Source organism: Acinetobacter sp. 1424608 (assembly GCF_000588255.1).
GTDB classification, from domain to species: domain Bacteria; phylum Pseudomonadota; class Gammaproteobacteria; order Pseudomonadales; family Moraxellaceae; genus Acinetobacter; species Acinetobacter nosocomialis.
In genome coordinates, this window is the sequence record NZ_JFXL01000008.1 from 91,157 (window position 1) to 113,103 (window position 21,947).

Consider the following 21,947-nt stretch of genomic DNA (forward strand, 5'->3'; position numbering starts at 1 on the left):
CCACATAGAAGGTTCACCATGGATCAAGACTACCATCGTATCTTAGACGTTGTTACGCGTTTTCAATTGGTCTTTGACCAGAAAAATTGGGATGCGTTCGATGAGTTATTGGCCGATCAACTTGAGGTGGACTATTTCCAGTTTAGAGGGGAGCCTTTATGTGTGGTGTCTTGTCATGAATATAAAGGTTCGCGGCAACAAGCTTTGTCACATTTGCGACTACAACATAATTTGAGTAATCCTCTTATTCGGATTGAACAAGACCGAGCATGGCTAGAGTGTAATTATCAAATTTACCGTTTTTCTGAAAATGATTATTTTCATTCTTTTGGTCGCTATTATTTTACCTTGGCAAAACAACAGGACAAATGGAAAATCACTGGAATTTGCCAACACTTAACTAAAAATATTGGCAATCCACGTATTCACTTTTCTGCTATGGGGCAGTGCTAGTCTTTGACTGCTGTACCATAAGCAAAAACTTCAACCATTCCGCCTTGCATACCGAGTTCGGTTGTACTCAACCGAACTCCCATAATATGGTTAGCACCCACATTATGGGCTTGTTGTTTTAAACGAATAATCGCTTCACGGCGAGCTCGTTCAACAATGCTTTCATAACTGGTCAGCCGACCCCCTAAAACATTTTTTATAGAAGCCAGTACATATTTAAAGTAGTCGTGAGAAATGACTACATTACTGCTAATAAAATGGCCTAATTGATCACTCGTTGCAAAACGATTGGTATCAATTCTGATATGTGCAAATTGTTGCTCTTTTTCTAGAAGTTCATTTAAATGTTTTCGTTCAATATGGCGGCCAAAAGCCCAACCAATACTGAAGAGAATGAGAAAAATAACAAGCTGAAAAATAAGATTGTCCATTTTCTACCTATGCATTAAATGGGTCTGGTAGATGAGGTACTTGGGGCTGCACAACGACTGCTGTGCCATATACAAATAACTCGGAAGCACCTTGGGCAATGTTTGAAGTTGAAAAACGAATGCCAACAATTGCGTTAGCACCAAGTTGCTGTGCCTTAGCAATCATGCGATCCATTGCTTCTTGGCGGGATTCTTCTAAAAGTTCGGTGTAGCCTGTGAGTTCTCCACCTACAATATTTTTTAAACTTGCCATGAGGTCACGGCCTACATGTTTACTACGAACAGTGCTGCCATATACAACATCAAGTTGTTTTAAAATTTGATGGCCTGAAACGCTTTCTAAATTACTTAATAACATTGTTTTTTATCAATCAAAATTTATTAAGGTTTCAAGATAAAAAATATTCACATTGGTTGCAATAAAAAAGCCCACCGAAGTGAGCTTTTATAAGAATGTGATTTAAAGCTTATTGCTTTTTCAGTTCAGCACTTGATGGTTGATGTACCACTGTATCTGAAGTATTTGCTTTTAAACCGCCACCTAGAGTTTTATATAACTCGATTTGGTTGTTTAAGTTTGCTTGTTGAAGCAATAACAAACCTTGTTCAGCTGAATAAGATGAACGTTGTGCATCAAGAACTGTCAAGTAACTATCAATACCTGCACGGAAGCGGGCATTTGAAAGTGTGTAGTTGCGGTTAGTTGCTTCTACTAAACGTTGTTGAGCTGTTAAACGTTCACCAATGTTGGCACGTGTCGCAAGTGCATCATTAACTTCACGGAATGCAGACTGAACTGATTTTTCATAATCAGACAATGCAATTTTCTGATCGGTTTCAGAAATTTTTACATTGGCACGACGAGTACCCCAGTCAAAGATTGGTAAATCTAAGCTTGGACCAATTGACCATGCAAAACCACCAGACTTAAATAGATCACTTAAGTCAGTTGATGCATAACCTGCTGAACCCGTTAAGCTAATGGTTGGGAATAAACGTGCTTTTGCTGCACCAATATTCGCACCCGCAGCGCTTAAGTTATATTCAGCCGCTTTTACATCTGGACGGTTATTTAACAAATCACTTGGTAAACCAGCAGTGAATACATTTTGCTGAGCAATACGTTTCACAGGCTGTGTCGGTAACAAGCTTTGTGCAACTGGTTGACCTACAAGTAAGTTCAACAAGTTTTGTGCTTGAGCAATTTGAGTTTTGTAGTTCGCTACATCGTTACGCGCAGTTTCTACAGAAATCTGTGCCTGACGTAATGGAACTTCACTGTCGATACCTACATCAAAACGTTTTTTGTTGAGATTGTAAGAATCTTGCTGTGCTTTAAGTGTTTGCTCTGCAAGTCTTAAATTCGCCGTTCCAAACGAATAGTTTAACCATGCTTGAGCAACTTGACTGATCAAACTGATTTGAGTCGAATCACGTGCACTTTGTGTTGAAAGGTAATTATCTAAAGCAGCGTCTTTTAGACTACGAACACGGCCCCAGAAATCAAGCTCATAAGCAGTTACACCCAAACCTACTTGGTAAGTAGAGTAGGGGTTATTCGGATCACGACTTGGCGTAACCTGACGAATTGCACTACCACTTGCTCCGATTGTTGGAAGCTGGTTGTTCTTCGTAATCTGATACTGCTCTTGAGCACGTTCAATATTGAGCGTTGCTTTACGTAAATCACGGTTATTCGCAAGAGCCAAGTCGATTACTTCAAGCAAACGTGGGTCAGCAAAGAACTGTTTGTAGCCCTGTTCAGCAATAGATGTACCAGAAGCGCTGTTATATGCATAGCTCTGTGGAATATCGGTTTTCACGACTGGTTCTGGGCCGCGCATGCTTTGACAAGCTGCCAAAGCAAGCGCAAGTGCAGATACCGCAATGCTACGACCTGAAATAGACCATACTTTTTGCATCACGATTTATGCTCCTGAGTGTTTATGGTTTTTGGTTTGTACTTAAAGATACTACGAATCCACACATAGAATACAGGGATAAAGAAGATACCTAAGAATGTCGCGCTGAGTACGCCACCAAGTACACCGAAGCCTACCGAGTGCTGACTTCCTGCACCAGCACCTGTTGAAAGTGCAAGCGGAAGTACACCAAAACCGAAGGCAAGGGTTGTCATGATAATTGGACGTAAACGCATTTTTGCAGCATGTAAGGTTGCGTCAAGTAGATCTTCACCTTTCTCTTGCAGCTCTTTTGCGAACTCAACAATCAAGATCGCATTTTTTGCCGAAAGACCAATTACCGCAATAATCGCTACCTGGAAGTAAATGTTATTCGAGAGATTTGGATCTCCTTTAATAATCATACCCAAGTAAGTCAATACGATCGCACCAATGACACCAAGCGGTACCACAAGTAAAACCGAGAACGGAATTGACCAGCTTTCATACAATGCAGCCAAGCAAAGGAATACGATTAACAATGAAAGCGCATATAAGAATGGCGCTTGAGCACCAGACTCACGTTCTTCAAGTGATAAGCCTGTCCATTCATAGTCGAAACCTTGTAAGCCCATAGATGGTAACTTACCAATAATTTCTTCCATTGCTTTCATGGCATCACCAGAGCTCACGCCAGGTGCAGGTGTACCTTGAATGTTAACCGATGATACGCCGTTATAACGTTCAAGACGTGGAGAACCATATGTCCATTTGCCAGTAGCAAATGCCGAGAATGGAACCATCTCACCTTTGTTATTACGTACATACCACTTGTTTAAGTCTTCAGGCATCATACGGCTACCCGCATCACCTTGAACATAAACTTTTTTCACACGACCGCGGTCAACGAAATCGTTAATGTATGAACCACCCCAAGCAATACGCATTGTATTGTTGATGTCAGCAATGCTAACACCCATAGCACCAGCTTGAGCCTGATCTACATTAATTTGATATTGAGGCGTATCTTCCTGGCCATTTGGACGTACACCCATAAGGCGTTTATCTTGCGATGCCAGGCCTAAAATAGTGTTACGTGCTGCAATTAGTTTCTCATGGCCTTGACCACTTGAATCTTTAAGCTGCAAGTTAAATCCGGCAGTTACACCCAATTCAGGCATTGCAGGAAGCTGTAACGGCATAACATATGATGCATCTTTAATGATCATGTTTAATGCCATACCACGCTTAATTAATGCGCCGATTTGGGTTTCCGGTGAAGTACGTTTGCTCCAGTCTTTCAACTTAACGAAGCCAATACCAGCGTTCTGACCCACACCTGTGAATGAGAAACCAGAAACAGTGAAAATTGATTCTACTGTGTCTTTTTCATTCATAAAGAAGTTTGTCATGGTGTCAATCACTTTACCTGTACGGTCAAGCGTTGCATTTGGTGGTAATTGAACAAGTGTCATTACAACACCCTGATCTTCTTCTGGTAAGAATGAAGATGGGAGTTTTTGGAACAAGAAGACTAAAAGGGCAACTACAACAGCGTACAGCACGCCAGAGAAGATTTTGCCTTTAAGCATGCGGCTAACACCATTTTGGTAGCTGTGCGACATGCGGTCAAAACCATTGTTAAAGCTTCTAAAGAAACGAGCGAAGATATTATTGCTTGGTTCTTTATTTGGATCATGCTGTTTTAGAATAGTCGCACAAAGTGCAGGTGTGAACGTCAACGCTACAATTAACGACAGTACCATTGCAGTTACAAGGGTAATCGAGAACTGGCGGTAAATTACACCTGTTGTACCACCAAAGAAGGCCATTGGTACGAATACCGCTGTCAATACACTGGTAATACCCACTAACGCACCAGAAATCTGCTGCATTGAGCGTGAAGTAGCCGTAACCGGATCAGTATGATCTTCACTCATTACACGTTCAACGTTTTCCACTACAACAATAGCGTCATCGACCAGAAGACCGATTGCCAATACCATAGCGAACATGGTTAAAGTGTTAATTGAGAAGCCAAAAATATTAATAACAGCAAATGTACCTAATACAACCACTGGAACTGCAAGCGTTGGAATAATCGTTGCGCGCCAGTTTTGTAAAAATAGGAACATGACAATGAATACCAAAATCACGGCTTCAATTAATGTGTGTACTACACTTTCAATTGAAAGACGGATAAATGGAGTCGTGTCATAAGCGAGTTTATCTTGTAAACCTGCTGGATAGTTCTTACGTAATTCAGATAAACGTTGTTCAACAGCAGCTGCCGTATCCAGTGCGTTAGCACCTGTAGCAATTTTAATTGCAAGACCACCTGCTGGTTTACCATTAAATTTCGAGTCGAACTGATAGTTATCCGAACCTAACTCTACGCGAGCTACATCTTTTAAACGAACTTCAGCACCAGATGCTGTGTTCTTTAAAAAGATATTTCTAAACTGCTCAGGAGTCTGTAACAAACTTTGAGCATTCACTGTTGCGTTAAGTACTTGACCTTGTACAGCAGGCGCACCACCTAACTGACCTACAGCAACTTGCGAGTTTTGTGCTTGAAGCGCAGTTGCAATATCACTAGGAGTAAGTTGGTAACTTGTTAATTTGGCTGGATCGAGCCAAATACGCATTGCATATGAACCACCAAAGACCTGAACTTCACCTACACCAGCAACACGGCTAAGCGGCTCTTTAATTGAAGAGTTTACGTAGTCTTTAATGTCTGAGTCTGAAAGGCTGTTATCTGGTGAATAAAATGCAATAACTTGTAGGAAGCTTGCACCAGATTTAGTAACTGTTACACCTTGACGTTGTACATCTTCAGGTAAAAGCGCAGTTGCAGATTGCAATTTGTTCTGAACCTGAACTTGTGCGATATCAGGGTCAACACCTTGTTCAAAGTTTAATTGAATAGATGCTTGTCCGTTACCAGCACTGTTGGAAGAAATATAACGTAAACCATCGAGACCATTCATTTGTTGTTCAATGATCTGGGTTACGGTGTTTTCAACTGTTTCAGCCGATGCACCAGGATAAGTCGCAGCAATGGTGACTGTCGGTGGTGCAATCGTTGGATACTGTGCAATAGGCATTTTTGTTAGCGTGAGAATACCTGCCAACATAATGACTAATGCAATCACCCACGCAAATATGGGGCGATGAATAAAAAATTGTGCCATTCAATCTACCCCTTATGCATTTGAAGCTGCTTTCTGTTCTGCTTGAGGTTTACCTGATTGAGCCGGTTTCGCAGCATTTGGCGCTGCACCTTGAGGATTTGCTGGTTGAGCTTGATAAGGTTTTGCTGTTACTTGTTGCCCTTCTTTGACTTTGGCAACGCCATCAACAATGACTTTATCGCCAGCTTTTAAGCCGTTAGTCACAATCCAGTTTTGTCCTTGAACACCTGAGGTTTCAATAGGACGACTCTCAACAGCCCCTTTGGCATTAACAAGCATTGCTACAGCTTGACCTGTAGGTAAACGTGTAACAGCAGCTTGAGGAATCAGATAAGCATTTGGAACAACACCCTGAACAATTTGTGCAGTGGTATACATACCCGGAAGCAATAAATGATTCGGGTTAGAGAATACGGCACGTAATGTAATTGTTCCTGTATCTTGGTTTACAGAAGCGTCAGAGAAAGCAAGTTGGCCTTCGATCGGATAGGTAGAACCATCTTCAAGCTTTAATTTTACTTTCGTATTGTTACTGTTGTTCAAACTGCCTTTACTTAATTGTTGACGTAAACGTAACAACTCAGCGCTAGACTGATTAATATCAACATAAATTGGATCTAACTGTTGAATCGTCACTAACGCATTAGTCTGATTTGCAGTAACTAAAGCACCAGCCGTTACTGATGAACGTCCAGATTGTCCAGAAATAGGAGAGCGAATTGTAGAATAACCAAGATCTACATTTGCATTTGTTACTTGAGCCTTAGCTGCTGCAACTTGTGCTTCTGCAACATTAACTTGACCAAGTAAGTCATCATATTCCTGTTTAGACACAGCATTACTAGAAACAAGTTGTTTATAACGATTTAACTTGGTACGTAGTGAAGCTAGATTTGCCTGTTGTTGTAGGAGTGATGCTTTTGCATTTTCTAACGTTGCACGGTTCGTTCTAGAGTCGAGCTCATAGAGTGCCTGACCTTCACGAACATAACTTCCTTCAGCAAATAAGCGCTTTAAAATCACGCCACTTGTTTGAGGACGAACTTCAGAAATTTGATATGCTGAAGTACGGCCTGAAAGCTCAACGCTTTGTTCAACACTTTGTGGTTGAGCAACAATAACACCTACTTCTGCAGGCGGCATTTTCTGAGCAGCAGCAGCTTGCTGTTTCTCATCGGAGCCTTTGCTACAACCAACAAGTGCGATACTTGTTGCTAATGCGCAAGCAGTAAGGGCTGGTGCCCAAAGCTTAGCCGACATCATTGTTCCACCTCGTTTAGATAAAATCTAAAAATATATTTGTTTTCTACTTAACCTACTTTGTGTTTGTAATAACCAGAGCCAAAGCAGTGCAATCCAAATAAAACCAATGCCCCAACCAGCGAGTACGTCTGTTGGGAAATGAACTCCTGCATATATTCTTGAAAGCCCCATACACACAAACCAAAGACAGGAGATCAAAACAATATAAGGAGAGTTAATGTTGTGCTTACGGCATAACATAATCATTGCCAGACAAGCTAGTGTTGATGCATAAACACTATGTGCACTTGGGAACGATGCACCATAACTTTCAACAATATGATATGCCTCAGGAGGTCTAGGCCGGTTAACACACCATTTGAGCAGCCAACCAATGGTGATACTGCCAAAAACTCCCAAGCTAATGAAAATAACAGTAATATATTTTTTATACCATGCTAAATATACACATATTAGAAAGGATAAAAAACATACAAAAGGCATGCCGCCTATGCGTGCAAGAAAGGTGGTTATAGTATTAAGATAATCTAAACGATGGTGACTCAATGTTTGAACGGTGAGCAAGTCCAAAGATTGAAGACTTGGCACAAATAGACCAAGAATACCTAATCCTAAAAAAACGCAACCAATACAAAGCAATAGATAGGGCATATACACACCTTTGCTTATTCAAGTAGTTTTCTACTACTGAACGCCGTTGAAAGTGTACTTGCCAGTACACTTTTTTTCAAGCCTGATAGATCATCGTAAATTCATTTTGAAATTTTTTTAACATTTGGAAAAACAATCACAACAAAATTGACGGATATCACATTTTGTGTACAAAGCAAAACAGTTAGTGTTCTGCTTTTTTTCCACTATTGGCTTGGGCATTTTCTTCTAATTCTAAAGGCTGTTTTGGAGGCCAGAAGAAGTCGCTCGGACGTGTAAGAAAATGGGTCATGACCAGTTTAGCCAAAGGTTTCCATTGTTCAAAGCGAACTCGGCGTGCGCGTAGAGCCACAATAATCGTTAAAGTGAAACTCACAAATAAGTTCGTAAGACCGATACAGAGTACGCCTAAAAACGAAACAATAATCAAGCCAATATCTGGACTACCGTTTATAGTCATTAAACCTTGAATAAAGTTTGCTGATGCAAAGGCAATATGTCGAATATCTAGAGGTAAACCTAAAATAAAACCTATTGTTCCCATACTTCCTAGCATGACACCAAATAGAAAGTTACCCGCAAGTGCACCTAAATTACGTTCAATATATTCTGCAAAACGATTAAGACGTTCTTGTCCAAATAAATTGCGTAGTCGGCGATGAGCTTTTAAACGCGGTCCTACTTTTCGGTAAACTGCCATGTTATCGAAGTAACCAGCAATCAGGCCTGATAAAAACAAGCAGACTCCCGCAATTGCTGCGTGAGGAACAGCTAATGACGTAAAAGGATTTAGACTATGTAATAAATAGGTTGCTTTGGTATGGGTTAATAAGGGCTCATCAAGATAGAACTGCCAAGCAAAGGTAATGAGGGCAGCGGTAGGAATCGCAATCGAGATATTCCCCAAAATAGCAATAAACTGAGTTCGAATAATATTGATAATAAGCGCTGCTAATTCTGCAATTTGTGCAGTTTTAGAACCTTTACGTTGCTGTACAGTTGCAGCGAGTGCAGCAGCGGTCATTGCTGGCTGTTTTGTTGCAACGGTAAAGTGCAATACGTGAATCAGAATAAAGCCAAGTGAATAGTTCATACTGAACGTAAAGGCTTGCATGAGTGGCGCCATCGTCATTCGTGCAGCAAGAATCTTTAATGTTGCCATACAGGCAATAATGACACCTGCACCGGCAGCGGCTTTGTACATTCCCCAAAAGCCTTTAGTGTCTGTACTTACATAGTGCTCACCGGTACGGCTCGCATTTTCTGTGACTTGAAAGGCAATAAGCTCACTAGTCGTGCTAAGTAAAGAACGGACGCTTTTTTCACTATAATGAGCTTTAGTTAAGTCCGAAATTAAGTTTCCTAAAGAAACGTAACGTCCTTCGCTGTTATCAACAACCAAATAGAGCAATAATTCAATTCGGTCTAAACATTGTTCAAGTAAGGACAATAGATATGTCAAACTTAAACTAACACCAATTCTTTTTGTTGCTCGACGTATCTTTAAAACGACATCCCGACATTGTTCCAACATTACAAATGCTTGAGATGCATCTGGAGGTACAGTTACCACAGTGTCATCTTGAGAAATATCTTGTTTTTTATATTTTTCGATAAACTCAATAATTTCACGATTCTGTACTAAAAACGGCGACTCATATTCAGTTAGCTCAGGCTGAGCATTAATAAATTCAGGATAAAGCCCAATACCACTAATACGATAAGATAGAACCGTAATAGCCTTGATCATTTCTCGCTGAATGGCATGTTTTTCTTCAACATTACTATTACTTTGCCCAATTAGACCGAATAAGGTTGCCCAATCCTTGTCATCAACATTGTTTAACCAGACTGAATCACTTTCTAAATAGAAAATTTTTCCAATCAAAATTTTGAGTTGGCTTGCATCTTCAATAAGCGGTAGAAAATGGCCGCCAAGTCTTTGCCCAAGCTGGTTCCAGAAACCATCTAAAGACAAAATACCGCTATCTGCATATAAGCTCACTTGCTTATATTGATTAATTAAACGTAATAAAAAGGTTTGTAAAAGGGCAGGAGCGGTAGGAGTAAGTAATAAGCTGTCAATAAATGCTTGTATTTTTTGCTCTATCTCATCCGTATCATGAGGATCGGATGGCCGTAAGGCATTGACTAAGTCAATGAGGATATTTTCGTCGATAACAGCTTGAGGGTTTTCAAGCTGTTTCTGGATTTTTAAAAAATGATCTGAAAAATTTATATGCATAGGCAAAATAATATCTACTGTATTCGATGTAATGCAAGCCGAGTGAGGTTAATCAATGCTTGGCGATAAGGTGTATCAGGCAAGATTGATAAGGCTTGCAGTGCTGCTTCTGTTTCTTCTTGAGCACGGCGCTGGCAATAATCTAAAGCACCAGACTTTTGCACAATTTCAATTACTCTGGTTAATTGGTCAACCCCACCTGTCGCAATACTACGACGAATAATGGCGTGTTCTTCACCAGTTGAATGTGCTAATGCTGAAATTAACGGTAAAGTCGGTTTACCTTCCATTAAATCATCACCAATATTTTTACCTAATGTTTCAGCATCTGAAGTGTAGTCTAAAATATCGTCAATAATTTGGAATGCATTTCCGAAATGACCTGCAAATAATCTTAAAGGTTCACGATAAGCTTCTTGTCCCGCCAAAATGGCAGCACCTTCAGTTGCAAGTTCAAATAAACGAGAAGTTTTCCCGTGAATAATTTTTAAATATGTTTCTTCGGTTGTATCTGGTTGATGCTGAGATTGAAGCTGTAATACCTCACCTTCAGCGATTTCACATGTACCTGTTGAGAAGTCTTTTAATAAGGTCATGTTGTTTAAATCAACCAATAAGTCAAAAGCACGGGCAATAAGGAAGTCACCCACTAACACGGCAGTTTGGTTGTTCCAAGTTGCGTTGGCAGTAGGACGACCACGGCGAAGCCCCGATTCATCGACCACATCATCATGCACTAAAGTTGCGGTATGAAGCATTTCAATAATGGCAGCCAGACGCTGTGCATGTTGCATATTGTCGAGGCCACAAGCGCGTGCTGCAAGTAAGCACATGATTGGGCGCATACGTTTGCCGCCAGCTTCAACAACATGCTTACTGACCGACATGACCAAGCCGACTTTTGAGCTAATTCCTTCATTAATCAAGTGATCCATCGCAGCAAAGTCTGTAGCAACAGGAGCGAGAATGTCTTGCTTAAAATCGATGACCATATGAAGAAAAACCCCGTATTGGTGATAAGTGGCGTTAGTGTATCAATTAAAAGTGCATTAAACAGGGAAACAAGCAATTGATATGAATCATTTGTATGTTCATGAAGAGTTCTTTGTTCTTTATTTCGGCAAAACGGTGTGTTTCCGACAAAACAATAAATTTTAATAACGTCAACATGAATACAGCTTGTTCTTGTTGCAAGTTGTGTTTGGAACTGTATTTTAAATTTCATTCAGAATCAATGAAAAGTACTAAATTCGAATTTAAGCTGTTTTTATTATGTAAGAATAGCGGTCTCTATTGCCCAGATAAAGATAAAGCACTTGTCGTTTGATCAAATTTCACTTAAAATCTGTCGCCTTGTATAACCCCAGTGGCGTTCGTTTTAAGATCGATATATCCCTTTATCGGCACGACGACACGGGCTGATTGGAGTACGTTATGTACGCAGTAATCCAAAGCGGTGGTAAACAGCACCGTGTAGTTGAGGGTGAAACCCTTAAAGTTGAATTATTGAAGGCTGAATCTGGCGCAACTATTACATTTGATGATGTATTAATGGTTGTAAACGGTGACAACATTCAAATCGGTGCTCCAGTTGTAGCTGGCGCTAAAGTAACTGCAGAAGTGATTGGTCATGGTCGTCACGACAAAATCCGCATTATCAAAATGCGTCGTCGTAAACACTACCGTAAGCAACAAGGTCACCGTCAATGGTTCACTGAGTTGAAAATTACTGGTATTTCAGGCTAATCACGAGGAGTAAGAGACATGGCAACTAAAAAAGCCGGTGGATCGACGAAGAACGGTCGTGATTCAAACCCAAAAATGTTAGGTGTTAAAGTTTACGGTGGTCAAACTGTAACTGCTGGTAACATCATCGTTCGTCAACGTGGTACAGAATTCCACGCTGGTGCAAATGTTGGTATGGGCCGTGACCATACTTTATTTGCTACTGCTGACGGCGTAGTAAAATTCGAAGTGAAAGGTCAATTTGGCCGTCGCTACGTAAAAGTTGAAACTGTTTAAGTTTTAGCTTAAGAAAAAGCCCACATTTTGTGGGCTTTTTTTATGGAATTTCATTAATTTTATCTTCATCATGATGAATGAAATTCTACAAACTATATGAACAACATAACAAAATATCTTATTTTCTCAATGATTAGCACAGAGTTTGTCGGTTAATATGAGTCTTGAATGAAGAGCTTGTTTGGCTGAGTTAAATTAAAAGCGAACAAGTTATCTTACAGCAACTAAAAAGGTGATGACATGAATATGCTTCGTAAAACCATGTGTGCTATTACACTCAGCGCCTCAGTGCTTGCTCCTGTAATGAGTACTACAGCGTTTGCTGCACCAGTAGCAGCACCGGAGCAACAGGCAATTGGGAACCTGGTAAATCAGTTATCAGGATTACAGCGTTTAACTGCTGATTTTGAACAAACAACCAAAGCAAATACAAAAGCTGTAGCACAGAAAAAAGGTCTAGGTGCTCAGCATATGAACCAGACATTTAAAGGTTCAATGAAAGTTGAACGTCCGGGGAAATTTTATTGGGAAACTGTGAGCCCGTCCAAACAAACTATTGTGACAAGTGGTAAAACAGTATGGATTTATGATCCTGATTTACAGCAAGCTGTACGTCAAAGCTTAGATTCGCAAGTAGCCGATACTCCAGCTTTATTGCTCTCTGGTAATACTAGTCAAATCATGAAGTCTTACCGAGTGACTCAGCCAGATAAATCTAAATTATATTTCACTTTATTCCCGAAAAAAGAAGATGGAGCTTTCCAAAGCTTAACTATTAGTTTTGGTGCCAACAAAGCACCTACATTAATGGTATTACAAGATTCTTTAGGTCAAACCACTTACGTGAAATTTAATAATGTAAAAGTGAATGCCTCAATTCCAGCTTCAACTTTTAATTTTACACCACCAAAAGGCACAGATATTATTGATCAATAATTATTGTGCTTCGTTAAGAAAGCCACCTAAAAGGGTGGCTTTCTTTTTATATATCAATCCTAGATACATTTTTTAACCCCGTCTTATTCCTACGCTTTGTATAGTGATAAAACAGATTACACGGGGATTAACATGCGACTTTACGATAAGAAAATTATTTTCATTCTTCCTATGGTGGCTGCCATGGCGGCAGTAAGTGGTTGTCAGCCAAAATCTGCAGCTAAAGATGAGCAACCTGCATCTAGTGCTTCAGTAAAAGAACAAAAACAAGCAGAAGTTCCAGTGATTCAAGCAAAAGTAATTCCAGTAAAATTACCAAAATCTAAAGTTTGTCTTGAAGATGGCTGTACTGAATATGATTTTCAGACAGTACAAACCAACCAAAAATGGATTAATGATTATTTTACGAACCGTATAAAAAAAGCAGATCCGAATGCTTTTGCAAACTTGGCTGATAAACCTGTAGAGGTACCAGAAGGGGAGCCGAGCTCAAGTCAAAGTGCAATTTATGTCCGTTATTTGGGACAAAATTATAATCTTGCAACCTTTGCCTTACAGACATACTCATACTCTGCGGGTGCAGCACATGGCATGTCTCATCAAGAATTTGTAAATTTTGATTTATTAAATAAAAAACACATTACTGTTGCGGAACTCCTTAAGCCAGATGTTGAAAAGCAACTCGTTGATGCACTTTTTGATGCGAATACGAACTGGCTTCAAGACCACAATATTAGCCGTGAAAAACTGCAACTAAGTGATAATTACTATTATGGTGCCAATGGGATTGTTTTTGTCTATCCTGTCTATGAGTTAGCTTCTTATGCAGAAGGAATGACTGAATTAACACTGCCATATTCTGAGGCAGCTAAGTTCATTAAACCTGAGTATTTACCGAGTGTGCCAAACTACAACATGTAAAATATGAGGTCTCTTCTTAGAATTGTGTGAAAGCTATTCGATATGAAGATGATCACTATATTTTTTAGTGCTAAGGGCTTACACTATAGCCAGTTTTTACCCATATTATGATTAATTATGATCGACCCTAAGTTACTCAGAAATAATATTGAAGTCGTTAATGCAGCTTTGGCAAAACGTGGTGTTCAGTTAGACGTTCAAGAATGGGCGTCTTTAGAGACTCGCCGTAAAGACTTGCAATCAAAAACTGAAAAGTTACAGGCAGAGCGAAATGCCGGTGCTAAACAAGTGGGTCAGATTAAAAAATCCGGTGGCGATGCTTCTGAAATCATGGCACGCATGCAGGCGATTGGTGATGAGATTAAAGCAGCTGAAGTTGCTTTATCAGAACTACAAAACGAGATTGAACAAAAAGCGCTTAGCATCCCTAACTTACCGGATGAATCTGTTCCAGTTGGTAAGGATGAGAGTGATAACGTTGAAATCTCAAAATGGGGTACACCTCGTCAGTTCGATTTTGAAATCAAAGATCATACTGATTTAGGCGAGTGGATGGGCGGCTTAGAGTTTGAAACTGCGACCAAACTTACTGGTTCACGTTTCAGTGTGTTGAAGGGGCCTTTAGCGCGTCTACAACGTGCTTTAACTCAGTTTATGCTTGATACCCATACTTTAAAGAATGGCTATACTGAAGCATACGTGCCTTATTTGGTTAATGCTGACTCACTTCGTGGGACAGGACAATTACCAAAATTTGAAGAAGATTTATTTAAACTTCAAGGCGAAAAAGAATACTACCTTATTCCTACAGCTGAAGTTCCTGTCACAAACTTTGTTCGCGACGAAATCATTGATGCAGACCGTTTACCACTAAAATATGCAGCGCATACACCATGTTTCCGTAGTGAAGCTGGTTCTTATGGCCGTGATACACGTGGTTTAATCCGTCAGCACCAATTTGATAAAGTTGAAATGGTGCAAATCGTTAAACCAGAAACGTCTATGCAGGCCCTTGAAGAACTTACCGCACATGCTGAGGGCATTTTGCAGGCACTTGGTTTGCCATACCGCAAAATTTTGCTCTGTGGTGGTGATATGGGCTTTGGTGCGATGAAAACTTACGATTTAGAAGTATGGGTTCCAAGCCAAAATACATATCGTGAGATTTCAAGCTGCTCTAATATGGGTGATTTCCAAGCGCGTCGTATGAAAGCACGCTTCCGTATGGATCAGAAGAAGACTGAATTAGTGCATACGCTAAATGGTTCAGGTCTTGCAGTAGGACGTACTTTGCTTGCAGTAATGGAAAATTACCAACGTGAAGACGGCTCAATCGAGATTCCAGAAGTATTACGCCCATATATGGGTGGTGCAACTTTTATTGACTAAACTTTGCATCTAAATTGTGCACGTTTTTTGCTTAAACATAATCAGATGATTGATGTAGAGGTTTAAGGTGGATATTTTTCCAATCTCTTTGAAGTTGCAGCAGCAACGTTGTCTGATTGTGGGCGGAGGGCATATTGCTTTACGCAAGGCGACTTTATTAGCTAAGGCAGGAGCAATAATAGATATTGTTGCTCCTGAAATTGAAGAGCAGCTTCTGCAATTAGTAACAGCAATAAGCGGTCAGCATTTTGCTGAAGTTTTCTCTGAGAAGTTTTTAAGTACACCCTATCGTTTAGTCATTGCTGCGACCAATGATCCACAAGTCAATAAAACAGTCTTTGAACAATGTGAAGTACGTAATTTACTTGTAAATAGTGTTGATGATATTCCAAATTGCCGCTTTATGGTTCCTGCGATTATTGACCGTTCACCTTTAGTGATTTCGGTTGCTTCAAATGGGACGTCTCCAGTTTTATCTCGTCAAATCCGTACACAGTTAGAGACATCCATTCCGCATGGAATGGGGAAGTTAGCGGAATTTTCTGGAAAATGGCGAAATCAGGTTAAAGAAAAAATTTCTAATCCTGATGAACGCCGTATTTTTTGGGAAAACTTGTATGCAAGTCCCTTAAAAGAGCAGGTTTTTAACGATAATTTAGATATTGCAGATAGCATGCTTGAACAAGCATTGCTGGAGTGGAAAGCACCTAAAGGTGAAGTTTATTTAGTGGGCGCAGGTCCTGGTGATCCTGAACTGCTTACCTTAAAAGCTTTGCGTTTAATGCAACAAGCTGACGTAGTTATTTATGATCGTTTGGTATCTCAACCCATTTTAGAATTATGCCGTCGAGACTCGACAAAAATATATGTTGGTAAAGCTCGCTCAAATCATTCTGTTCCTCAAGACGGGATCAATGCTTTACTCGTTGAATATGCTCAACAAGGAAAGCGTGTTTGTCGTTTAAAAGGCGGTGATCCGTTTATTTTTGGGCGTGGTGGCGAAGAGATCCAAGAATTGTTCCAAGCTGGTGTACCATTTCAGGTGGTTCCAGGCATTACGGCAGCGTCAGGCTGTTCAGCTTATGCTGGTATTCCGCTCACTCATCGTGACTATGCTCAGAGTGTACGTTTTCTAACTGGTCATTTAAAAGAAGGTTCTCCTGAGCTTCCGTGGAATGAGCTGGTATATGAGAACCAGACTTTAGTTCTTTATATGGGCTTGGTGGGCTTGGAACGTATTTGTGAGCAACTGATTGCACACGGACAGCGTCCAGATATGCCAGTCGCATTAATTTCAAAGGGTACAACCCCTGAACAAAAGGTTGTGGTGGGGTCACTTGCTGATATTGCATCTAAAGTGACAGAACATCAAATTCATGCGCCGACTCTCACAATTATTGGTGAGGTCGTACGTTTGCGCGAACAGTTACAGTGGAATTAGTAGGCCAATTACTATCTACAAAAGAGATGTAACTATTGCCTAAGCTAACCAACAAGTAATTTAAGTGAGTAATTAAGTGATTCATGTTGTCCTATACGAGCCTGAAATCCCTGCAAACACAGGGAATATTATTCGACTATGCGCGAATACAGGGGCTCAATTGCATTTGGTTAAGCCTTTAGGTTTTGAGCTTGATGATAAAAAGCTTAAACGTGCGGGGCTTGATTATCATGAATGGGCAAGAATGCAGATTTGGGACAATATTGAAGCATGCCTCGCAGACTTAAAGTCAAAAGGTGTTGAGCATGTCTTTCCTCTAACGACGAAGGGTTCTGCAACTCCGCATACAGTTGATTTGAATCGACCTGTGGCTTTACTGATGGGGCCAGAAACACGCGGCTTGCCTGAGCATGTTCGCTTGATGTTCCCTCAAGAGCAGTGGATTCGGTTACCCATGGCTGAAAACTCTAGAAGTTTGAATTTGTCTAATGCAACTGCAGTGATTGTTTACGAAGCATGGCGTCAGCAAGGTTTTAAAAATTTAGGTTAGTTTCCTAAATACAAAAAATGAGGCCCTAGGTGGCCTTATTTTTTTGATCTAATTTTAATTTAAGCTTGTTCTAGTATTTTTTCGTCATACATGATTTGTGCTGCTAAAACTTGCTCAATGTTTGTTTCAGCCCATTCTTTTAATTGGAATGCCATTGATGCGACATTCTGACCCAATGGTGTAAGTGAGTAGTCTACACGAATGGGTGAAGTGTCTTGAATTTTACGTTCGATAAAACCATCTCTTTCTAGCATTTTTAATTTTTGTGACAAGACTTTAGGAGAAATGCCCTGAATATTCTTTTTGAGTAAATTGAAATGCTGAGTTTCTTCCTCAAGAATATTTAAGATGAGTAAAACCCACTTATCTGCAATTTTTTCAAAAAATAAACGAGCAGGGCAATGTTGTTGAAAAATATTGTATTTTAGACATTCATTCATACCATTTACCTACTTATTTCTAAAAAAATATACTAGTTACCAAGTGGTAACTAATTGACACCTAGTTTCTAAAATATATCATAAAACAGAATTTAATAAAACACAGGTTTCTCCCATGTCTAATTCTAATATTGCGGTTGTATATTTCTCTGGTTATGGCCACACGAAAGTAGTTGCTGAAACTTTTGCTAATGAAATTAATGCTCAACTTATCCAGATTGATCAGGAAGGTAATATTACTGAGCAAGATTGGGAAACATTAAACAATGCAAAAGGTATTGTTTTCGGTGCTCCGACTTACATGGGTACAGCTCCATGGCAGTTTAAAAAATTTGCTGATGCAACTTCAAAAGTTTGGTTTACACGTGGTTGGGAAGATAAAGTATTTGCAGGCTTTACCAACAGTGCAAGTCTAAATGGTGATAAGCAAGTTACGCTTATCCAATTACAAACTTTAGCATCACAACACGGTGGTATTTGGGTGAGCTTGGGTCTGTTACCAGCAAATACTAAAAATGCAAAACGTGAAGATGTTAATAACCTAGGTGGTTCAGTAGGTTTACTTGTTCAGTCGCCATCAGACGCAAGTGTAGATGAGATTCCAACAGGGGATTTGGAAACAGCAAAACTTTATGCAAAACGCGTACAAGGTATTGTAAATAAAATATTTGGATAATAAGTCCATAAAAAAGGCGCTTTAAGCGCCTTTTTTATTATTCATGCTCGTTGTGTTGAGGAGCATTGTATTTAAAGCCTTTGGTTTTGTAAGCAAGATAACCTACACCAACCACTGCCCAAGCCAAGCCGATTTGTAAAGCAAGCTTGTCGATCTCCAACCACATTAGGAACACGCTGGCAAAGCCAAGCGTTGGTACGATAATGTAATTAATAATATCTTTAATAGATTTGTTTTTACCATCTCTAAGCGCATAACGCGAAATTACTGAGAAATTCACAAAACTAAAAGCAGTTAAGGCCCCGAAACTAATTAAGTTAACAATATGTTCAAGGTCTAAAAAGCCAGCAGACAATGCAACTACACCAACGATAAGAATGTTGTAAGTTGGTGTATGTAGTCTTGGGCTAATATGACCAAATAACTTTTTATTGATAACCCCATCACGACCCATTACATACATTAAGCGAGATACACCAGCATGTGCTGAAATACCCGATGCCATAACTGCAACTACAGCAAAATATAAAACTAACGTTTTAAAGGCAATACTGCCAATTGCTGCAACCATCACAGGTTGTGATTCATCTAATGGCTTAAAATAAGTATTTGGGTTACTTGGAAAATATAACTGGATAAAGTAAGTGCTTACGATAAAAATAATACCTGCAAGCAATGCTGTTGAGAAAATCGCTTTTGGAAGCGTTCTTTCAGCATCCTTTGTTTCTTCGGCAAGTGAAGATAAAGCATCAAAACCTGTAAAAGAAAAACACAGTACTGTTGCACCACCAATCAAAGCACTAATAGAAGTCATATCATTCCAAAAAGGAGTGAGTGACCATAGTTCTGATTTATCTGGATTCAGCGTGCCATCAGCATATACCCCTTGAGTAAGCAAGGTATATACTTGATAAACAAAGTAAAAGATAACACCAAGTTGAATAACGACAATTGTACTGTTAAAACGAGCAACGAAACGTGCGCCGAATAAGTTAATCACAGTCATTAATGCAGTTAAGCCAATAACCCATAACCAATTATTTACTTCCGGAAACAATGCTCTTAAATAAATATCGGCCAAAATGATATTGACGAGTGGTGAAAGTAAATAGTCTAGCCAAGATGACCAACCCACCATAAAACCAACATTAGGGTGAATTGACTTTTGGGCGTAGGTATATGCCGATCCTGAAGAAGGATAGCGTTTGATCATGTGTCCATAACTGATCGATGTCAATAAAATTGCAACTAAGGCAAAAATATAAGAAGTAGGTACATGACCACCACTTCGTTCTGATACTAAACCAAAAGTATCAAATAAAGTTAATGGCTGAATATAAGCTAAACCAATAATAATGATGTGCCATAGCACAAGATTCTTTTGAAGTTTAGCTGTTGGTTTAGTCCCAGATAAGTTTGTCAACGGCGTTATCCTCATAATCGTTGATCAAGGATCAGCTTGGTGTTAAGGATCGTTTGAGACGAACGATCCCCCCTACATAAAAGATAAAGTGCGCCAATCTATCCTAAATTGATGCAAATTGTCAGTACTTTCGTGGAATTTTTAGCAAATTTTTTGCCATATTTCCAAATAAAATGATGAATAAAAATTCATAGATATAAAAAAGGTCTGATTTATCATAAAAATCAGACCTTTAAGTTTTTACTTGAGCTAGCTAAAACTTAAATTACCAAGCTTTTTGTAAGATCTCCCGGATATCTTTTAAGCTTGCTTCTTTAGGGTTGTAAATAATAGAGCCATCATTTAGTGCTTTTTCTGCAACCTCATCAAGTTGTGCTTCAGTAACCTTACCAGTTTCGCGCAAAGTACGTGGTAATTTAGTTAAACTAAATAAGCGATCACGCATCGCTAAAATAGTTGTAATTGCTCTATCTGCACGTTGGGTTGCTGGAGTTTGTGCATAGATATCTGCACCAGCTAGAGGTAATAGTAACTCACCAATTTTCTGACCATTGACTTGTTTGTTGTATTCAAGCACATATGGTAAGAATAGGTTCATACATAAACCGTGGGGCAGGTGAGCAACTGCACCTAATGCATGCCCTAATGAGTGTACAAGGCCTACCATCGAGTTAGAAAATGCAATACCTGCCATTGTGGAAGCTTGTGCGAGTTCTAAACGGCCTTGTGAGTCATTTGGATTTTCTAAAACGTTAAATAAATTTTCACTAATCTTTTTAATACCCGCACTTGCATAAGCATCACTGAGTGGATTAGCTGCCATGCAGGTGTATGCTTCCACACAGTGTGTTAACGCATCCATACCAGTCATTGCCGTCAAGTGAGGTGGCAAAGTCAATGTCATGCGTGGATCTAAGATTGCAGCATGTGGCATTAAATAATATGAAGCAAATGCCAATTTCACATTCTTTTGTGTGTCAGAAACCACAGCAACCATAGTTACTTCTGAACCTGTACCTGAAGTGGTCGGAATCACAAAAAATGGCTTTAATGGTTTTGGTAAGTTATGAGCACCAGAATATTGAAGAAGGTCATTTCCACCTTCAGAGACTAAAATATTGGTTGCTTTAGAGGTATCAATAACAGAGCCACCGCCAACAGCAATAATCGCGTCACACTTATTTGTGCGATAAGCTTCTGCTGCAAGGCGAACGACTTCAAGACTTGAGTCTGGTGGAACATCATCAAAAACATGACCAATCACAGCATCAGTCGTACTAAAAGCAGCTTCAATAGGGTTGAGTAAGCCATTCGCGCGAACGCCTTTATCGGTAATGATAAGAGGACGCTTTGCACCCAAAGTCGCGAGTTCAAACGGAATATGTTCTAAAGCAGCATTACCGGCAATGACTTTTACAGGACAAAAGAATTCGTAATATGGTTTAGCCATGTTATGCGCTCCGCTTGAAGTAAGACTTAGCTACTTTTAAATAAATATTTGCAGCTTCGTTGAATTTTTCTTTTAGGGTGAGTTCGGTTGGGTATTCTTTAACTGCGAGTGAAGCTACCAATTTCGGTAAAATGAGAGATTCCATTTTGTTTAGGCAGCGTACTAGACGAATTGCTGCGGATACATCACCATCGGCAATCATTCGATCGTTTGCAAATGCTTGAGCAGTGCTTTCCTGAAATGAGAAAACCAAAAATGCATGAGTTACATGCTTAAATGTAATGGTTAAATCAGGTTTTTTTTCCGCTCTTTTTAGCAGCTCTAATTGTTTGTTCTCTGTCACTCGGGCAAAAAATGCTGGTCCATTTGGGAAGACATTCATTGAAAGTACAAAGTGAACAGGAAATTTGGACACTTCCTCTTGTATTTCACTATCTACTTGACTCGCCATGACTAAGCCACGACCAACAACATCCATCATGAGCTTAACGTAGGCAAGTTGCAGAGTGGGCTTTACAGCTTTTGTCGAAATCACTTGCTATCCCTTCTTAAAATTAT

21 protein-coding genes and 1 pseudogene are annotated in these 21,947 nt (G+C 39.7%); 9 read left to right on the forward strand and 13 right to left on the reverse strand.

All coding sequences use genetic code 11. The features are described from left to right. Positions 1-18 precede the first annotated feature (18 nt). Positions 19-453 (forward strand): nuclear transport factor 2 family protein, encoded by a 435-nt coding sequence (locus tag J678_RS13790; protein WP_004712224.1) that lies wholly within the window; start codon positions 19-21, stop codon positions 451-453. On the opposite strand, the gene J678_RS13795 is transcribed toward J678_RS13790, so the two are convergent. From J678_RS13795 to J678_RS23155, 9 genes and pseudogenes are all read right to left on the reverse strand, one after another. After that, a complete protein-coding gene (locus tag J678_RS13795) occupies positions 450-884 on the reverse strand; it encodes a YbjQ family protein (protein WP_004712225.1) in 435 nt (144 codons plus the stop codon). The genes J678_RS13790 and J678_RS13795 overlap by 4 nt on opposite strands. Positions 885-891: 7 nt before the next feature. Beyond that, the gene (locus J678_RS13800) at positions 892-1,242 is read right to left on the reverse strand and encodes a YbjQ family protein (RefSeq protein WP_017393838.1); all 351 of its coding nucleotides are present in this window, start codon (positions 1,240-1,242) and stop codon (positions 892-894) included. Positions 1,243-1,351: 109 nt separating this feature from the next. Beyond that, positions 1,352-2,806: a multidrug efflux RND transporter outer membrane channel subunit AdeK gene (adeK, locus tag J678_RS13805; protein WP_017393837.1), complete on the reverse strand. Its 1,455-nt coding sequence runs from the start codon at positions 2,804-2,806 to the stop codon at positions 1,352-1,354. After that, positions 2,806-5,982 carry a multidrug efflux RND transporter permease subunit AdeJ gene (gene adeJ / locus J678_RS13810; RefSeq protein ID WP_004885467.1) on the reverse strand — a complete coding sequence of 1,059 codons (3,177 nt, stop codon included), beginning with the start codon at positions 5,980-5,982 and terminating at the stop codon, positions 2,806-2,808. The genes adeK and adeJ overlap by 1 nt, the downstream gene beginning before the upstream one ends. 12 nt (positions 5,983-5,994) lie before the next feature. Beyond that, complete coding sequence (adeI, locus tag J678_RS13815; RefSeq protein ID WP_002051558.1) at positions 5,995-7,245, reverse strand: multidrug efflux RND transporter periplasmic adaptor subunit AdeI; 1,251 nt, start codon at positions 7,243-7,245, stop codon at positions 5,995-5,997. 24 nt (positions 7,246-7,269) lie between these two features. Next, a complete protein-coding gene (locus tag J678_RS13820; protein WP_002051172.1) occupies positions 7,270-7,896 on the reverse strand; it encodes a phosphatase PAP2 family protein in 627 nt (208 codons plus the stop codon). Between the two features lie 184 nt (positions 7,897-8,080). Continuing rightward, a complete protein-coding gene (locus J678_RS13825; protein WP_004885469.1) occupies positions 8,081-10,141 on the reverse strand; it encodes a site-specific recombinase in 2,061 nt (686 codons plus the stop codon). A 14-nt stretch (positions 10,142-10,155) separates the two neighbouring features. Then, positions 10,156-11,133 carry an All-trans-nonaprenyl-diphosphate synthase gene (gene sdsA / locus J678_RS13830; protein WP_004712232.1) on the reverse strand — a complete coding sequence of 326 codons (978 nt, stop codon included), beginning with the start codon at positions 11,131-11,133 and terminating at the stop codon, positions 10,156-10,158. A gap of 46 nt (positions 11,134-11,179) precedes the next feature. After that, positions 11,180-11,479 (reverse strand): annotated as a pseudogene (locus J678_RS23155) (hypothetical protein). Between the two features lie 96 nt (positions 11,480-11,575). Here J678_RS23155 and rplU point away from each other — a divergent pair. From rplU to J678_RS13865, 7 genes are all read left to right on the forward strand, one after another. Next, the gene (gene rplU, locus J678_RS13835) at positions 11,576-11,887 is read left to right on the forward strand and encodes a 50S ribosomal protein L21 (protein WP_000271409.1); all 312 of its coding nucleotides are present in this window, start codon (positions 11,576-11,578) and stop codon (positions 11,885-11,887) included. 18 nt (positions 11,888-11,905) lie between these two features. Beyond that, entirely contained in the window at positions 11,906-12,163 is a 258-nt protein-coding gene (gene rpmA, locus J678_RS13840; RefSeq protein ID WP_000201632.1) for a 50S ribosomal protein L27, read from the forward strand. A 240-nt stretch (positions 12,164-12,403) separates the two neighbouring features. Further along, on the forward strand, positions 12,404-13,099 hold the full coding sequence (lolA, locus tag J678_RS13845) for an outer membrane lipoprotein chaperone LolA (protein WP_002051355.1): 696 nt from the start codon (positions 12,404-12,406) through the stop codon (positions 13,097-13,099). Positions 13,100-13,231: 132 nt separating this feature from the next. Further along, positions 13,232-14,020 (forward strand): RsiV family protein, encoded by a 789-nt coding sequence (locus J678_RS13850; protein ID WP_025466165.1) that lies wholly within the window; start codon positions 13,232-13,234, stop codon positions 14,018-14,020. Between the two features lie 117 nt (positions 14,021-14,137). After that, positions 14,138-15,409, forward strand: coding sequence for a serine--tRNA ligase (gene serS / locus J678_RS13855; protein WP_017393835.1), 1,272 nt, complete (start codon positions 14,138-14,140; stop codon positions 15,407-15,409). 67 nt (positions 15,410-15,476) lie between these two features. Beyond that, on the forward strand, positions 15,477-16,850 hold the full coding sequence (gene cysG, locus J678_RS13860) for a siroheme synthase CysG (RefSeq protein WP_017393834.1): 1,374 nt from the start codon (positions 15,477-15,479) through the stop codon (positions 16,848-16,850). A 76-nt stretch (positions 16,851-16,926) separates the two neighbouring features. Continuing rightward, on the forward strand, positions 16,927-17,400 hold the full coding sequence (locus J678_RS13865; protein WP_002051239.1) for a tRNA (cytidine(34)-2'-O)-methyltransferase: 474 nt from the start codon (positions 16,927-16,929) through the stop codon (positions 17,398-17,400). Between the two features lie 59 nt (positions 17,401-17,459). On the opposite strand, the gene J678_RS13870 is transcribed toward J678_RS13865, so the two are convergent. Beyond that, the gene (locus J678_RS13870) at positions 17,460-17,840 is read right to left on the reverse strand and encodes a winged helix-turn-helix transcriptional regulator (RefSeq protein WP_016803845.1); all 381 of its coding nucleotides are present in this window, start codon (positions 17,838-17,840) and stop codon (positions 17,460-17,462) included. A 115-nt stretch (positions 17,841-17,955) separates the two neighbouring features. Here J678_RS13870 and J678_RS13875 point away from each other — a divergent pair, with 115 nt between their 5' ends. Continuing rightward, positions 17,956-18,516, forward strand: a complete 561-nt coding sequence (locus J678_RS13875) for a flavodoxin family protein (protein ID WP_002051305.1) — start codon at positions 17,956-17,958, stop codon at positions 18,514-18,516. A 37-nt stretch (positions 18,517-18,553) separates the two neighbouring features. Here J678_RS13875 and J678_RS13880 read toward each other — a convergent pair whose 3' ends face one another. The 3 genes from J678_RS13880 to J678_RS13890 form a co-directional block, all read right to left on the reverse strand. Then, the gene (locus tag J678_RS13880) at positions 18,554-19,939 is read right to left on the reverse strand and encodes an APC family permease (protein WP_016803846.1); all 1,386 of its coding nucleotides are present in this window, start codon (positions 19,937-19,939) and stop codon (positions 18,554-18,556) included. Between the two features lie 265 nt (positions 19,940-20,204). Continuing rightward, positions 20,205-21,389, reverse strand: coding sequence for an iron-containing alcohol dehydrogenase (locus tag J678_RS13885; protein WP_004705881.1), 1,185 nt, complete (start codon positions 21,387-21,389; stop codon positions 20,205-20,207). A gap of 1 nt (position 21,390) precedes the next feature. Beyond that, a complete protein-coding gene (locus tag J678_RS13890) occupies positions 21,391-21,924 on the reverse strand; it encodes a hypothetical protein (RefSeq protein WP_002051257.1) in 534 nt (177 codons plus the stop codon). Between the last annotated feature and the right edge of the window lie 23 nt (positions 21,925-21,947).